The organism is Actinomyces sp. W5033 (assembly GCF_051303165.1).
Map to the genome: position 1 here is coordinate 26,218 of NZ_JBPPGD010000006.1, position 14,682 is coordinate 40,899.

The 14,682-nt window shown below is 72.4% G+C and carries 12 protein-coding genes and 1 tRNA gene; 10 read left to right on the plus strand and 3 right to left on the minus strand.

Going from position 1 to position 14,682, the window contains the following annotated elements:
* Positions 1–36: 36 nt before the first annotated feature.
* Both ACSJJR_RS05310 and ACSJJR_RS05315 read right to left on the minus strand, forming a co-directional pair.
* Positions 37–336, minus strand: a complete 300-nt coding sequence (locus ACSJJR_RS05310; protein ID WP_435942481.1) for an MTH1187 family thiamine-binding protein — start codon at positions 334–336, stop codon at positions 37–39.
* A 50-nt stretch (positions 337–386) separates the two neighbouring features.
* Positions 387–1,973 (minus strand): aspartate:alanine exchanger family transporter, encoded by a 1,587-nt coding sequence (locus tag ACSJJR_RS05315; protein ID WP_435942482.1) that lies wholly within the window; start codon positions 1,971–1,973, stop codon positions 387–389.
* A 172-nt stretch (positions 1,974–2,145) separates the two neighbouring features.
* Between ACSJJR_RS05315 and ACSJJR_RS05320 the strand changes: the two genes are divergently transcribed.
* The 3 genes from ACSJJR_RS05320 (at position 2,146) to ACSJJR_RS05330 (ending at position 5,467) form a co-directional block, all read left to right on the plus strand.
* The gene (locus tag ACSJJR_RS05320) at positions 2,146–2,769 is read left to right on the plus strand and encodes a phosphoribosyltransferase (protein ID WP_435942666.1); all 624 of its coding nucleotides are present in this window, start codon (positions 2,146–2,148) and stop codon (positions 2,767–2,769) included.
* Positions 2,770–2,887: 118 nt separating this feature from the next.
* Entirely contained in the window at positions 2,888–5,251 is a 2,364-nt protein-coding gene (locus ACSJJR_RS05325; RefSeq protein ID WP_435942484.1) for a carbon starvation CstA family protein, read from the plus strand.
* Positions 5,252–5,263: 12 nt separating this feature from the next.
* The gene (locus tag ACSJJR_RS05330; RefSeq protein ID WP_435942485.1) at positions 5,264–5,467 is read left to right on the plus strand and encodes a YbdD/YjiX family protein; all 204 of its coding nucleotides are present in this window, start codon (positions 5,264–5,266) and stop codon (positions 5,465–5,467) included.
* Between the two features lie 86 nt (positions 5,468–5,553).
* On the opposite strand, the gene ACSJJR_RS05335 is transcribed toward ACSJJR_RS05330, so the two are convergent.
* Positions 5,554–5,637 (minus strand) — tRNA-Leu (locus ACSJJR_RS05335).
* Positions 5,638–5,872: 235 nt separating this feature from the next.
* On the opposite strand from ACSJJR_RS05335, the gene ACSJJR_RS05340 reads away from it, so the two are divergent.
* From ACSJJR_RS05340 to pknB, 7 genes are read left to right on the plus strand one after another with little or no spacing between them, the layout of a single operon-like run.
* Positions 5,873–6,580 (plus strand): FhaA domain-containing protein, encoded by a 708-nt coding sequence (locus tag ACSJJR_RS05340; RefSeq protein WP_435942487.1) that lies wholly within the window; start codon positions 5,873–5,875, stop codon positions 6,578–6,580.
* Positions 6,577–7,035 carry an FHA domain-containing protein FhaB/FipA gene (locus ACSJJR_RS05345; protein ID WP_435942489.1) on the plus strand — a complete coding sequence of 153 codons (459 nt, stop codon included), beginning with the start codon at positions 6,577–6,579 and terminating at the stop codon, positions 7,033–7,035. The genes ACSJJR_RS05340 and ACSJJR_RS05345 overlap by 4 nt, the downstream gene beginning before the upstream one ends.
* Positions 7,032–8,381: a PP2C family protein-serine/threonine phosphatase gene (locus ACSJJR_RS05350; RefSeq protein WP_435942490.1), complete on the plus strand. Its 1,350-nt coding sequence runs from the start codon at positions 7,032–7,034 to the stop codon at positions 8,379–8,381. Before ACSJJR_RS05345 ends, ACSJJR_RS05350 begins: the two co-directional genes overlap by 4 nt.
* Before the next feature lie 8 nt (positions 8,382–8,389).
* Entirely contained in the window at positions 8,390–9,877 is a 1,488-nt protein-coding gene (locus ACSJJR_RS05355; protein ID WP_435942492.1) for an FtsW/RodA/SpoVE family cell cycle protein, read from the plus strand.
* A complete protein-coding gene (locus tag ACSJJR_RS05360; protein ID WP_435942493.1) occupies positions 9,874–11,367 on the plus strand; it encodes a penicillin-binding transpeptidase domain-containing protein in 1,494 nt (497 codons plus the stop codon). The genes ACSJJR_RS05355 and ACSJJR_RS05360 overlap by 4 nt, the downstream gene beginning before the upstream one ends.
* Positions 11,364–12,641: a serine/threonine-protein kinase gene (locus ACSJJR_RS05365; protein WP_435942494.1), complete on the plus strand. Its 1,278-nt coding sequence runs from the start codon at positions 11,364–11,366 to the stop codon at positions 12,639–12,641. Before ACSJJR_RS05360 ends, ACSJJR_RS05365 begins: the two co-directional genes overlap by 4 nt.
* Positions 12,638–14,602, plus strand: a complete 1,965-nt coding sequence (gene pknB, locus ACSJJR_RS05370; RefSeq protein WP_435942496.1) for a Stk1 family PASTA domain-containing Ser/Thr kinase — start codon at positions 12,638–12,640, stop codon at positions 14,600–14,602. The genes ACSJJR_RS05365 and pknB overlap by 4 nt, the downstream gene beginning before the upstream one ends.
* The last annotated feature ends 80 nt before the right edge of the window (positions 14,603–14,682 follow it).

Sequence of the window (14,682 nt, forward strand, 5' to 3'; positions counted from 1 at the left end):
ACCACCGCGCGCTGCCGGCGCACTGACCTGCGGGCCTCAGCGTAGGTGCTCCTCGACCCGCTCGACCTTCGCGCTCAGCTGGCCCTCCCACCCGGGACGGATATCGGCCTTGAGGACCAGGGCGACGCGCGGGCTCACCGCCGCCACGGCCTCACAGGCGCGCTTGACGACGTCCATGCACTCGTCCCACTCGCCCTCAAGGGTGGTGAACATGGCGGTGGTCTCGTTGGGCAGGCCGGACTCGCGCACCACGCGCACGGCGGCCGCCACGGCCTGGCTGACGGAGCCGTCCGGGGCGTCAGTGGTGGTGGGGGACACGGAGAAGGCGACAAGCATGTGCTGAGCGTAGGCCCGACGTCGGCCTCCGTCCCCCGCCCTCACCAGCCTCACAGGGCCACGAGCACCTGGACCATGACGATCTTGACGACGATGGCCAGGGCGAAGAGCGTGGCGTAGCCGGCCTCGACCCGCTCGTCGTCTCGCTTGGACAGGGCGAAGGCGAGGATCGCCGGCTGGCCGACGAGCCCCGCGAAGCCGCCGGCGGCGCGCACCGCGCTCACGCCGGCCAGCCGCGCGCCCGCGAGCAGCACGGCCGCGTTGACCACGACGATGAGCGCGGCCAGGCCACCGACGGCGAGGCCGGTAAGCGACAAGGCCGCGGCCGCGAAGTCCGGGCCGGAGGCGAGCCCGATGGCGGCGAGGAAGAACAGCAGGCCGAGCTGGCGGATGGTGGCGTTGGCGGCGTGCGGCAGGCCCCACAGGAAGGGGCCGGTGCGCCCCAGCCTGCCGAGCACCATGCCGACGACGAGCGGCCCGGCGGCGACGCCCAGCCTGAGGCTGAGCCCGCCGGGCAGGGGCAGGGCGACCAGGCCCAGCAGGACACCCAGGGCCATGCCGGCGCCGACGCTGAAGGCGTCGATCTGGGCGATGGAGCGCTCGGAGTCCCCGAAGTAGTCGGCAGCCCTCTCGAGCTCGTCGGAGGGCACGACGGCCAGCACGCGGTCACCGAGCTCGAGCACGAGGTCGTCGCGGGCGAGCAGGTCGAGGTCGCCGCGCTTGACCCGGGTGATGACCCCCCGGAAGCGGCCAGGCATGTCGAGCTCGCCGATGGTGCGGCCCGCGACCCGGGTTGAGGAGACGGTCAGGCGCCGGTGGTCCACGACGCTGTGGTCCTTGGCGAGGCAGCGGTTGAGCCCGGAGCCGAGCTCGTGGACGGCCTCCTCGACCGCCGCCGGGGAACCGACGACGACGACCTTGTCCCCCGGCAGCAGCTCCTCGCCGGGGGTGGCGACGCGGGTGTCGCCGTCGCGCTCGAGGTAGGAGATGCGGATGCGGGCCCGTTGGAAGGCCTCCATCTCGTCGAGCCGCACCCGGCGCAGGAGGTGGACGCTGGTGGCGGTGATGCCGTCGGCGCTGGCCGGCCGGGGGTCGCGCGCCGCGGGCCAGTCACGCTGGATGATGAGGGCGACGACGAGGATGGCGACGGCGACACCCACAGGGTAGGCCAGCGCGTAGCCGACGGCGGGCTCCTGGGTCCCGGCGGCCTCGATGGCGGCGTCGAGCACCGGGGAGGTCAGGGCACCGGCGTAGGCCCCGGCGTCCAAGGCCGGGCTGATGCCGGTCAGCCGCGAGTACAAGGCGCCCGCACCGCCGGCGACGAGCAGGGCGACGACGGCCAGGCTCATGAGGGGCAGCTGACGCCTGAGGTCGCGGAAGAAGGTGTTGCCGGCGGCCAGGCCGACGGTGTAGCAGAACAGTCCCAGGCCAAGGCTGCGCAGGAAGCCGAGATCCTGGCCCAGGCGGGGGTCGAGGGCGCCCAGGGCGAGGCCGACGAACAGGGCCCCGGCGGCGCCGAAGCGGATGGGCCCGAAGGGCACGTGCCCGACGGCGGTGCCGAGCCCGATGACAAGGAAGACGGTGAGCAGGGGCGCGGCGGCGAGGACGTCGATGACGGGGCTGAGGAGGTCGGGCACGCGCCCAGGCTAGTGAGGCCCCCGGGCAGGGTCAGCGCCGGAGCCCACTGCGCGGCCGTGGTGCTCACCGCACCAAGGCACCGAGGCCGCCGCCCTCCGTCCCCCGCCGCCCTCCGTCCCAAGGTGCAGTGGGCAGGCGTGGGCCACTAACCTCTGGAGGGTGAGCGACGCGATCAGCACCCCCACCACCCGCAAGCCCTTCGACGACGGCGCCACCTCGAGCGCCGCCCCCGAGCGGGAGGATCTGACCTGGGAGCTCTTCGGCCGGGCCGAGCGGGAGCTGAGCGCGCAGATCGTCGCCTCCGGCTGGATGCCGGACCTCATCATCGCCATCGCCCGCGGCGGCCTCATCCCGGCCGGCGCCATCGGCTACGCCATCGGGGTCAAGGCGATGGGGGCGATGAACGTCGAGTTCTACACGGGAGTCGGCCAGACCCTGCCGGAGCCCGTCGTCCTGCCTCCGCTCATGGACGCCTCCGAGCTGCCGGGCAAGAGGGTCCTCGTGGTCGACGACGTCGCCGACTCGGGCAAGACCCTCAAGATGGTGATGGAGCTGCTGAGCCACGAGGGCCTGGACCTGGGCGACGAGACGGTCCCGGTGGACGCGCGCAGCGCGGTCATCTACCGCAAGCCGCGCTCGGTGTTCACGCCGGACTACTGCTGGCGCGAGACGGACAAGTGGATCAACTTCCCGTGGTCGGTGCTGCCGGTCATCATCCCGCAGTCGCTCGAGGAGCAGGGCCTGGAGGCCGACCAGGAGGCGCAGGACCAGGCGGACGCGACCGTCGGCGCCTGAGCCGGGCCGCCGACGGGGCCGGGCGGCCCCGCACCCCTTCCGGCTCCACAGCACAGGGCCTAGTGTGTCTGCGGCCACATAGGTGTGGCTTCCCTTACCGACCGTCAAAGGTTCCTCCATGGACACACAGGAACAGCCCGCGCCCCCCTCATTCACCCCGGAGGAGGAGCGGCTCATCATCCGCAACACGCACGGCGTCGCCGTCGGCATCAGGCCCCACCACAAGTGGACGCCGCGGTCGATCGCGCTGTGGGCGGCCATCACGGCCGTCGGCGTCCTCGGCTGGTACATGCTGGCCGTCGCCCGCGGCGAGAACGTCAACACCATCTGGTTCGTCGTCACCGCCGTGTGCACCTACGCCATCGGCTACCGCTTCTACGCGCTCTACATCCAGCGCACGATCATGCGCCCGGACGACTCCAACGCCACCCCGGCCGAGCGCATCAACAACGGCCGCGACTTCGACCCCACCCACCGCGTCGTGCTCTACGGCCACCACTTCGCCGCCATCGCCGGCGCCGGGCCCCTCGTCGGCCCCGTGCTCGCCGCCCAGATGGGCTACCTGCCGGGCACGCTGTGGATCATCCTCGGCGTCGTCGTCGCCGGCGCGGTCCAGGACATGCTCGTCCTGTTCTTCTCCATGCGCCGCGGAGGGCGCTCCCTGGGCCAGATGGCGACCGACGAGATCGGCAAGGTCGGCGGCGCCGTGGCCACCGTCGTCGTCCTCGTCATGCTCATGATCGTGCTCGCCGTCCTGGCGATGGTCTGCGTCAACGCGCTCGCCGAGTCCCCCTGGGGCGTCTTCTGCGTCGGCATGACGATCCCCATCGCCGTGTGCATGGGGCTGTGGCTGCGCTTCGTCCAGCCCGGCCGGATCACCCAGGTCTCCGTCGTCGGCTTCACCATCCTCATCGGCGTCATCATCGGCGGTCGCTGGGTGGCCGAGTCCCCCCTCGGCGCCTACCTGCACCTGTCGCCCACCGTCCTCGTGTGGTGCATGATCGTCTACGGCTTCCTCGCCGCGGTCCTGCCGGTGTGGGTCCTGCTCACCCCGCGCGACTACCTGTCCACCTTCATGAAGGTCGGCACGATCGTCGTCCTGGCGGCCGGCATCATCATCGTGCGGCCCGTCGTCGAGATGGCTGCGGTCTCCGAGTTCGCCCTCAACACCTCGGGGCCCGTCTTCGCCGGGACGCTCTTCCCCTTCCTCTTCATCACCATCGCCTGCGGTGCCCTGTCAGGCATGCACGCGACCGTCTCCTCGGGCACGAGCCCGAAGATGATCCAGAAGGAGAGCCAGGTGCGCATGATCGGTTACGCCGGCATGCTCATGGAGTCCTTCGTCGCCATCATGGCTCTGGCCGCAGCCGTCTCGCTGTCCCCCGGCATCTACTTCTCCATGAACACCTCCGCGGCCACCATGGACGCGCTGGCGGGCCCCGACGTCGTCTCCACGGCCGCCGACCGCGAGGAGGTCGCCGCCCAGGCCGTGGCCAACCTCGGGGTGACGGACGCGCACGGCGACTCCCTCGTGCCCGTGTGGGACTCCTGGGACGAGCAGGGCAGGCCGACGACGTACACCGGCGCCGAGGCCCTGCGACAGGTCGCCTCGGACGTCGGTGAGCCGAGCATTATCTCCCGCACGGGCGGCGCCCCGACCCTGTCCGTCGGCATGTCCCACATCCTCCACCAGATCGGCGGCGGCAGGGCGATGATGGGCTTCTGGTACCACTTCGCCATCATGTTCGAGGCCCTGTTCATCCTCTCCGCGGTGGACGCGGTCACCCGTGTGGCCCGTTTCCAGCTCGGGGACGCCCTGGGCAACATCTGGCCCCGGTTCCGCGACCCGTCCTGGCACGTGGGCGCCTGGGCGACGACGGCGGCCGTCGTGGCCGCCTGGGGCTCGCTGCTGCTCATGGGGGTGACGGACCCGCGCGGCGGCATCCAGACCCTCTACCCGCTGTTCGGCATCGCCAACCAGCTCATCGCGGCCATCGCCCTGCTGCTGTGCCTGGTGATGACGGTGCGCAAGGGATACCTCAGGCACGCGTGGATCCCGGCGGTCCCGCTCGTCTTCGACACGGTGGTGACCTTCGCGGCCTCGTGGCAGAAGATCTTCTCGACCGACTCGCGGGTGGGCTACTTCCAGCAGTGGCGCGACGCCAGGGCGCTGGTGGGCACGCTCAGCGACCCGGAGGCGGTGGCCGTGCAGCGCGCGATCATCCGCAACACGATGATCCAGGGCACGCTGAGCGTGGTCTTCCTCGCGCTCGTCGCCTTCGTCATGGTGTGCGCGGCCGTCACCATGGTCAAGGCGGTGCGCGCCAAGGACACGACGACCTCCGAGGACCCGTACCAGGAGTCACGTTTCTACGCCCCCGAGCACCTGTTCGCCACCTCGCTGGAGAAGAGGCTCGTCGCGGAGTACGAGGTCACGGGTGACCCCGCCCTCATCCCGGGGCGCACGCACGCGCACCACTGACTGGACGCCACGATGAGACACCACCTGGCCCGCGTCCGCGCCGGCCTCAGGCACGCCCGCGACCTGTGGCGGGACTTCACCGGCGAGTCGGCCTACGACCGCTACGTGGAGCGGCACCTGCGTGAGCACCCGGGCCACGAGCCGATGAGCGCCCGCCAGTGGTGGCGGGCCAAGGCGGAGCTCGACGAGGGCAACGTCCAGGCCCGCTGCTGCTGAGCCGCCGCGGGTGCGGGGCGGTGCCCGCCAAGGCGCGCCCCGACGACAAGGGTCCGGGCTGGTTATCCAGCCCGGACCCTGACTCGTGCGCGGGGGGGGACTCGAACCCCCATGATCGCAAGATCACACGGACCTGAACCGTGCGCGTCTACCAATTCCGCCACTCGCGCGAGAAGCGAGGATGACGATAGCCGCCCCGGCACCCCCACGTCCAATCCTGACCCGCATGGACGACGGTGAGACCCGTCACCCGGCCGCACCTGCCCCGCCCCTGGCCGGGCGCCGCCACCCCTGCCTGCCGCAGCATGGCGCCACCCCGCCTTCCCGCTGCCCAGGCCCCAGCCGTTACGATGGGAGGCGGCTGGCCCGTGCCGTACAGGTCAGCGCGACTGGGAGGAGAGGGACATGGGGTTCCTTGACAGGATCGAGAAGGGCGTCGAGAACGTCGCCGGACGCGCGATGTCCCGCTTCTCCAACGACGTCGAGCCCATCGAGATCGCCTCCAAGCTCCGCGAGACGATGGACAAGCGCGCCGCATCCTTCGCCCGCGACCGCTCGGTGGTGCCCAACGTCTTCACCATCCACCTGGCCCCCTCCGACGTCGAGCGCATCGAGGCCTGGGGGCACGAGGAGATGGTGCGCCAGATGGCGGAGGTCGTCACCTCCCACGCCGCCGAGCAGGGCTACTCCTTCGTCGGCCCCGTGGAGGTCTCCTTCCTGCCGGACCCGGCCCTGACCGCCCCCGCCATCGAGATCGACTCCTCCACGCGCCGCGGCGCCGCCGCGCCTGCGGCAGCCGCCTCCCCCACCCCCTCCAGCCCGATCCTCGACATCGACGGCCAGCGCTACCTGCTCACCGGCCCGGTCACCGTCATCGGACGCGGCTCGGAGGCGGACATCATCGTCGATGACTCCGGTGTCTCGCGCCGCCACCTCGAGATCCGCCTCACCCAGGGCCACGCCATCGCCACGGACCTGGGCTCCACCAACGGCACCTTCGTCGAGGGTCACCGCGTCGATGCCGCCACCCTCCTGGACGGCAACACGCTGACGGTGGGTCGCACCCGGATCATGTTCTGGGACGGCACCCACGGGACCGAGGCGCACGGGTGAGCGAGCTCGCCTTCACCCTGGCGAGGCTCGGCTTCCTCGCTCTGCTGTGGTTCTTCGTGCTGCTCGTCGTGCGCGCCCTGCGCCAGGACGTGGCTGGCGCGGTCCCAGCGAGCCGACGCCGGGCCGGCTCCGGCACCCAGGCGGCCCCCACCGGCCGCCGCCGTGGCGCGACGCGCCTGGTCATCACGGAGGGCCCCCTGGCAGGCTCCACCGTCCCGCTGACCCCGACGTCGATCACCATCGGCCGCTCACCCTCGTGCACGCTCGTCCTGGAGGACTCCTACGCCTCCTCACGCCACGCCCGGGTCTTTCCCAAGGACGGGGCCTGGTGGCTGGAGGACCTCGGCTCGACCAACGGCACGACGGCAGGCGGGCGCCCTGTGAGGGGCACCGTCGAGCTGTGCGTGGGCGAGCCGGTCCGCATCGGCCAGACCACCCTGGAGCTGCGCCCATGACCACCTCGCTGCGATACGCCGCCCGCTCCTCCGTGGGCCTGCTGCGCGCCTCCAACCAGGACTCCGGCTACGCCGGCCCCCACCTCATGGTCCTGTGCGACGGCATGGGAGGCCCGGCCGGCGGGGACATCGCCTCCGCCGTCGCCATCGAGCACCTCAGCCCCCTCGACGCCGACTCCCACCAGGCCGGTGACCTGCTGGGCCTGCTGCGCACCGCCGTGCAGGACGCCCACCAGGACCTCATGTCCCGCTCCGCCTCGGACCCCTCTCTGGCGGGCCTGGGGACCACCTGCATCGCGATCATGCGCAGCGGCAACAAGCTGGCCATGGTCCACGTGGGCGACTCGCGCGCCTACCTCCTGCGTGACGGCGAGCTCACCCAGGTCACCACCGACCACACCTTTGTCGAGTACCTCGTCGAGACCGGGCGGCTCACGCGCGAGCAGGCCCGCCAGCACCCGCAGCGCTCTGTGCTCCTGCGCGTCCTGGGCGACGCCGAGGGTGAGGTCCAGCTCGACGAGTCGATCCGCGAGGCCGTGCCCGGGGACCGGTGGCTGCTGTGCTCGGACGGCCTGAGCGGCCCGGTCTCCGCCGAGACCATCAAGGACGTCCTCGGCGGCGTCGCCGACCCCGGGGCCGCGGCGGACGAGCTCATCGACCTGGCCGAGCGCGCCGGCGGGCCGGACAACATCACCGCGGTCGTCTTCGACGTCATCGACACCGACGAGCCCGCCCAGACGGGCGCCCAGGTGGTCGGCTCCGCCGCCCAGCACCGCGAGCGCAGCGCCTCGGCAGCGCCCGAGGCCGAGCCCCGCACCCCGGCGGCCAAGGCCGCCGCCCTCGTCGCCGGGCTCGAGGAGGGCGCCGGCACCCGCAGCCGCCAGGACAAGGCCCTGGACGACCTGTCCGACACGCAGTCCCGCCTTCGCCGCGCCCGGCGCAGGCGGGCCGTGCTCAGCACGCTCGTCCTCATCGTCGTCCTGGCAGGCGCCGCCGTCCTGGGCTACCGGTGGACGCAGACGCAGTTCTACGTCTCCACCTCCGGCGGGAAGGTCGCGATCTTCCAGGGGATCCCCCAGGAGCTGGGGCCGGTGAGCCTGTCGCACCTCGTGGAGACCTACTCCGAGCCCTCCCTGGCCGAGCTCGACGAGCGCATGCGCCAACGGCTGGAGGAGACGGTCTCCCAGCCCTCCCTCGAGGCCGCCCGCGAGTACGTGAGCACCACCGTCGCCGGGTACACGACCACCGGCGACGCCCCCTCCTCGGCCACGCCGTCGCCAGGGACCACGGCGACGGGCACGGCGGCGCCGTCCTCCTCGCCCAGCGCCCGCCCGACGGGCCAGTGAGGCCCGCCGTGCCCAGTCCTGCCGCCGCCACCGCCCCCCACCGTCCGTCCGGGCGCTGGGAGGAGGCCGTCCTGCTCGTCGTCGCCCTGGTCCTGGGCCTGGGCGGCTTCGTGCTCACCACGGTCAACCGCACGGGCAGCCAGCCCGCCGAGGTGCTCACGCTGGCGGGCGCCCTGGTGGCGGTGGCGCTCGTCGTCCACCTGTGGGTGCGGCGCACGGCCCCCTGGGCGGACCCGGTGCTCCTGCCGGTGGCGGTGGCGCTCAACGGGCTGGGGCTGGCGATGATCCACCGTCTCGACCTGTCCTACGAGCGCGTGGGCGATCCCCACGACTTCGCCCTGAGGCAGGCCGAGTGGAGCGCCCTGGGCGTCGTCCTGTTCTGCCTCGTGCTGCTCGTGCGCGACCACCGGGTGCTGCGCCGCTGGGACCGGTGGGCGATGTGGGGCGGCCTGCTCTTCCTCGTCCTGCCCTTCGTGCCGGGGCTCGGCCGGGAGATCAACGGCGCACGCATCTGGATCCGCCTGGGCCCCATGTCCTTCCAACCGGCGGAGATGACCAAGGTGCTCCTGGCGGTCTTCTTCGCCTCCTTCCTCGTGGCCAACCGGGACAACCTCGCCCTGGCCGGCCGGCGCGTGCTGGGCCTCAACCTGCCGCGCGCCCGCCACCTCGGGCCGCTGCTCGTCGTGTGGGGTGCGAGCATCCTCGTGCTCGTGGCGCAGCGGGACCTGGGCTCCTCGCTGCTGCTCTTCGGCCTGTTCGTCGTCACCCTGTACGTGGCGACCGACCGCCCCTCCTGGCTGCTCATCGGGGCCGGCCTGTTCACGCCCGCCGCGTGGTTCGCGGCCACCCACCTGTCCCACGTGCAGCAGCGCGTGACGGCCTGGCTCGACGCCATGGCGCCCGAGGTCTTCGACATGCCGGGCGGGTCCTGGCAGCTGGTCACCGGCATGTTCGGCCTGGCCTCAGGCGGGTTGCTGGGCTCGGGCTGGGGCGCGGGCTACCCGAACCTCGTGACCTTCGCGAACTCGGACTTCATCGTGGCCGCCCTGGGTGAGGAGCTGGGACTCACCGGCCTGCTGGCGGTGCTCATGCTCTACCTCGTGCTCGTCCAGCGCGGGCTGAGCACGGCCATGCGCCTGCGTGACGGCTTCGGCAAGCTGCTGGCGGTGGGCCTGTCCTTCACCATCGCCCTGCAGGTCTTCGTCGTCGTCGGCGGAGTCACGCGCCTCATCCCGCTGACCGGCCTGACAACCCCCTTCCTCGCCTACGGCGGCTCCTCCCTCGTGGCCAACTGGGTGATCCTGGCGCTGCTCGTGCGCCTGTCCGACGCCGCCCGCCGCCCGGCCGTGGCCGCGCCGCAGATCATTGACACCGCGGAGCTGCCGACGTCGATCCGCCGCAGTGTGCTGGACGCGGATACCCCGGAGGAGTCCGCCGAGGACGCCGGCGCGTCAACGCCCCAGGCGCCGGCACCCGTGGGGCAGGAGGACGCATGAACCGTCAGATCCACCAGGTGACCGTCCTGGTCCTCGTGATGTTCCTGGCCCTGGCCGCCTCCATCACCTCGGTCCAGGGCCTGGCGCGCCCCGCCCTGTGGGAGGCCTCCTCCGAGCAGGGCACGCTCGTGACCGACCCGCGCAACTCGCGCACCGTCTTCGCCCAGTACGGCACGGACCGCGGCCAGATCATCGCCGGGGGCACCGTCATCGCCGACTCCCAGCCCGTTGACGACGCCTACGCCTACCAGCGCCTCTACACGGGCGGGGAGCTGTACTCGCCTGTCACCGGCTACTTCTCCACCGTCTTCGCCTCGATGACGGGCCTGGAGCAGGCGGAGAACTCCGTGCTCAACGGCGACGACCCCTCCCTGCTGTCCTCGCGGCTCAAGGCGCTGGTGACCGGGGGCTCGATGTCGGGAGGGTCGGTCGAGCTCACCATCGACCCGCAGGTCCAGCAGGCGGCCTGGGACGCCCTGCGCGGGCGTCGGGGCGCCGTCGTCGCCCTCGACCCCGCGACGGGCGCGGTCCTCGCCCTGGTCTCCTCCCCCTCCTTCGACGCGAACACGCTGGCCACGCACGACGCCGACGCCGCCCAGGCCTCCCTCGACGCGCTTGAGGCGGACGAGGCCAGGCCCCTGGTCAACCGGGCGGTCGGAGGGGATCTGTACCCGCCGGGCTCCACCTTCAAGATCCTCACCCTCGCCGCTGCCCTGCGTGCCGGTGCGCTCGGCCCCGACACCGAGGTCGCGGCCCCGGACAGCATCACCTTGCCGGGCACGAGCCACGAGCTGACGAACTACGCCGGGGAGTCCTGTGGCAACGGGACGGTGACGGTCGCCCACGCCTTCGCCTCCTCCTGCAACACGCCCTTCGCCCAGCTGGCCATGGACCTGGGCGACCAGGCCCTGGCCCAGGAGGCCGCGGCCTGGGGCTTCGGCGAGCGCATGACGATCCCCCTGGCGGTGACGCCCTCGGTGTACCCGGCCAACCCCGACGCCGCCCAGACCGCCATGGCGGGCATCGGCCAGGCCTCGGTGCGCACGACGCCCCTCATGATGGCGCTCGTGGCCGCGACCGTCGCCAACGGCGGCGAGCAGATGGCCCCCTACCTCGTGGCCCGCACCCTCGACGCGGACCTCAATGTCGTGTCCACGACGACGCCGCGTGTGGCGCGCACACCCGTGAGCAGCCAGACTGCCGCTGCCCTCGCCTCCCTCATGGCACAGGCCGTCACCGAGGGCACCGGGACCGAGGCCCAGGTGGAGGGGGTCTCCGTGGCCGGCAAGACCGGCACCGCCGAGACCGGTTCCGACGTCGGTGGCCCGGTCACCTGGTTCGTCGGCTTCGCCGGGACGGACCCGCAGCACCCGACCATCGCCCTGGCCGTCGTCATCGACGGCGGGCAGCAGACCGCTGACCTCGGTACCGGCGGCATGGTGGCCGCTCCGGTCGCGGCGGCGGTCATCGACGCGGCGGTGAACCGGTGAGGCCGGAGGTCGGGCTGGAGCTCCAGGGCCGCTACCAGCTCGTCGAGCGCATCGCCGTGGGGGGCATGGGTGAGGTGTGGAAGGCGACGGACCTGCGCTCCGGTCGCGCCGTCGCCGCGAAGATCCTGCGCCACGAGCTGACGGGGGACGAGATCTTCCTGTCGCGCCTAAGAGCAGAGGCACGCAACTCTCGGGGCCTGCGCCACCCGAACCTCGCCGTCGTCCTGGACTCCGGCGAGAGGGACGGCTCTGGCTGGATCATCATGGAGCTGGTCCAGGGCCGGGCCCTGTCCGAGATCATCTCCGAGCAGGGCACGATGCCGCCCGCCGACATCCTGCCGGTGCTCGCGCAGGTGGCACGCGCCCTGCAGGTGGTGCACGACTCGGGGGTCGTCCACCGTGACGTCAAGCCCTCCAACATCCTCATCAACCGCGAGGGGCTGGCCAAGCTCACGGACTTCGGCATCTCCACGGGCGTGCACCAGCGTCCGCTCACGGCCACCGGCATGGTCATGGGCACGGCCCAGTACCTCGCGCCCGAGCAGGCCATGGGCAACATGGCCACGCCGGCCGGTGACCTGTACGCCCTGGGGGTTATCGGCTACGAGGCGCTGGTGGGACGCCGGCCCTTCACGGGCGCCACCCAGGTGGACATCGCCTTCGCGCACGTCAACCAGGACGTCCCGCCGATGCCGGACTCGGTGCCCCCCGAGGTCCGCAAGATCATCATGGAGCTGCTGGAGAAGAGGCCCGAGGCACGCCCGCGCTCGGCCCGGGAGGTGGCGCGGCGGCTGGACCGGATCGTCGTCAACCTGCCGGCCGAGTCCTGGGACCCGCGCGAGGCCCCCACCTGGACAGCGACGGGCCGTGCCCCCGCGGCCACGGCCTCGGCCGGCACCCTTGGCACCACCGCGAGCAGCCCGGCTCCGGCCCAGGTGGTGCCGGGCGACGCCGTGGCCGCCGCTGCCCGCACCGCCTGCGCCGAGGCCGGCTCGCGCGCCACCTCGCGCACCGGCCGTCGTGCGGGCGCGCGCACCCGCAGCATCCCGGCCGTCAGCCGCACCTCCACCGCCCGCCCCACCACGGCCAGCACCGGGAGGCACTCCAGCGACCGCGGGCTGCTGGGGCTGCGTCTCGAGACCTGGTCCCGGATCGTCCTCGCCATCGTGACCGTGCTGGTCCTGGCGCTGTGCCTGGGTACCCTGGCCCAAGCGCGAGCGGTGATGGACGACGGCGTCCTCACGTCCACCACCCCACTGAAGGAGGCACTGTGACTGGACAGCATCCCCAGGTCCTCGCAGGTCGTTACGAGATCCGCGAGCTCATTGGCCGCGGCGGCATGGCCGAGGTCCACCTCGGCTACGACACGCGCCTGTCGCGCATCATCGCCATCAAGCTGCTGCGCTCGGACATCGCCGGGGACCCCACCTTCCAGGCACGCTTCCGGCGTGAGGCCACGAGCGCGGCGGCCCTCAACCACCCGTCGATCGTCGCCGTCTACGACTCCGGCGAGGAGCAGATGACCGGCCCGGACGGCTCCGTGAGCACCGTGCCGTACATCGTCATGGAGTACGTCGAGGGGCACACGGTGCGCGAGCTGCTCGGCGAGGGCGAGGCCGTGCCGATCCCAGAGGCCGTGGAGATCGTCACCGGGGTGCTCGACGCGCTGGAGTACTCCCACCGCGCCGGTATCGTCCACCGCGACATCAAGCCGGGCAACATCATGCTCACCTCGACGGGCGCCGTGAAGGTCATGGACTTCGGCATCGCCCGTGCCGTCGAGGACTCGGCGGTCACCGTGACCCAGACGCACGCCGTTGTCGGCACCGCCCAGTACCTGTCCCCCGAGCAGGCGCGGGGCGAGATCGTTGACTCGCGCTCGGACCTGTACTCGGCGGGCTGCCTGCTCTACGAGCTGCTCACCGGCCAGCCGCCCTTCGTCGGGGACTCGGCGGTGGCCATCGCCTACCAGCACGTGCGTGAGATCCCGCGCCCGCCCTCATCGGTTGCGGCGGACGTTCCCGAGGCCCTGGACCGCGTGGTCCTCAAGGCGCTGGCCAAGAGCCGTGACGACCGCTACGAGGATGCGGCCCACATGCGCACGGACCTGCTGGCCGCCGCCCGCGGCGCCGCGGTCCTCGCTCCGGCGGTGGACACGTGGACCTCCGCCACCACCGTCCTGTCCCCGGCCCCCGCGCCGGTGCCCGTCCCGGCCCCTGCGCCCTCGCCGGCGCCTGCGGTCCCCGAGCCGGCCGTCGCCGAGGAGGAGGAGCAACGGCCCTCACGCCGGTGGGTGTGGGTGCTCGTCGTCGCCCTGCTCATCGCCGCAGGCGTCGGCATCGGTCTGCTCATGACCGACCGCCTGGGCGGCAGCACGCCCGCACCGACGGCGACGGCCACGGCCGCGGCGGTCCCCGACGTCAAGGGGATGAGCGAGTCCGAGGCGCGTAGGGCCATCGAGGGCGTCGGCCTGACCTTCGTCAAGGGCTCCGACGTCGCCTCCGACGACATCCCGGCCGGCCAGGCCGTCTCCACCGAGCCGGGTGCGGGCACCTCCGCCGTGCTCGGCACGGAGATCACCGTGCACTTCTCAGCCGGGTCAGCCATGGTGGAGGTGCCCGACGTGTCCGACATGACGCAGGAGCAGGCCAAGGAGGCCCTGGAGAAGGCCGGGCTCAAGGCCGGCACGGTCACCAGCGAGGACGCCGCGACCATCGCCAAGGACAAGGTGGTGCGCACGAGCCCCGTGGCCGGCACCTCCGTCAAGCGCGGCGAGTCCGTGGGCCTTGTCGTGTCCACCGGCAAGACCTCCGTCCCGGCCCTCACCGGCATGACGCAGGAGCAGGCGCGCCAGGCCCTCGAGGAGGCCGGGCTCAAGGCTGGGAACGTCACTCCCGGCAACTCGGACGCTGCCCACAAGGAGCGCGTCCTGTCCTCCTCCCCGGGCAGCGGCACCCAGGTGGAGCTGGGCACCTCGGTATCCATCGTCGTCGGCTCCGGGCAGATGCCTGTGCCGGACGTGCGCGGGATGACGCAGAGCAGGGCCAGCGAGGCCCTGGCAGGCTTCACCCAGGTGTCCTTCCCGACCCGCACCACCACGAGCGCGGACGAGGACGGCATCGTCCTGGACATCTCCCCGGCGCCGGGCTCGACAATCAGCACGGACACGCCCGTGACGGTGACCATCGGCAAGTACCAGGCAACCGCTGCGGCGACGACCAGCTCAGGCAGCTGAGCCACCAGCGGGTGCCGGCGGGCCCGGCCCCCGTGCCCTGACAACAGACGAACAGCCGTGCGGGACGCGCTCCCACACGG

What these genes read in the sequence shown, in the direction of transcription:
- ACSJJR_RS05310 (WP_435942481.1), bottom strand. Translation starts at nt 336, where the DNA reads ATGCTTGTCGCCTTCTCCGTGTCCCCCACCACCACTGACGCCCCGGAC.
- ACSJJR_RS05325 (WP_435942484.1), top strand. Translation starts at nt 2,888, where the DNA reads ATGGACACACAGGAACAGCCCGCGCCCCCCTCATTCACCCCGGAGGAG.
- ACSJJR_RS05330 (WP_435942485.1), top strand. Translation starts at nt 5,264, where the DNA reads ATGAGACACCACCTGGCCCGCGTCCGCGCCGGCCTCAGGCACGCCCGC.
- ACSJJR_RS05340 (WP_435942487.1), top strand. Translation starts at nt 5,873, where the DNA reads ATGGGGTTCCTTGACAGGATCGAGAAGGGCGTCGAGAACGTCGCCGGA.
- ACSJJR_RS05350 (WP_435942490.1), top strand. Translation starts at nt 7,032, where the DNA reads ATGACCACCTCGCTGCGATACGCCGCCCGCTCCTCCGTGGGCCTGCTG.
- ACSJJR_RS05360 (WP_435942493.1), top strand. Translation starts at nt 9,874, where the DNA reads ATGAACCGTCAGATCCACCAGGTGACCGTCCTGGTCCTCGTGATGTTC.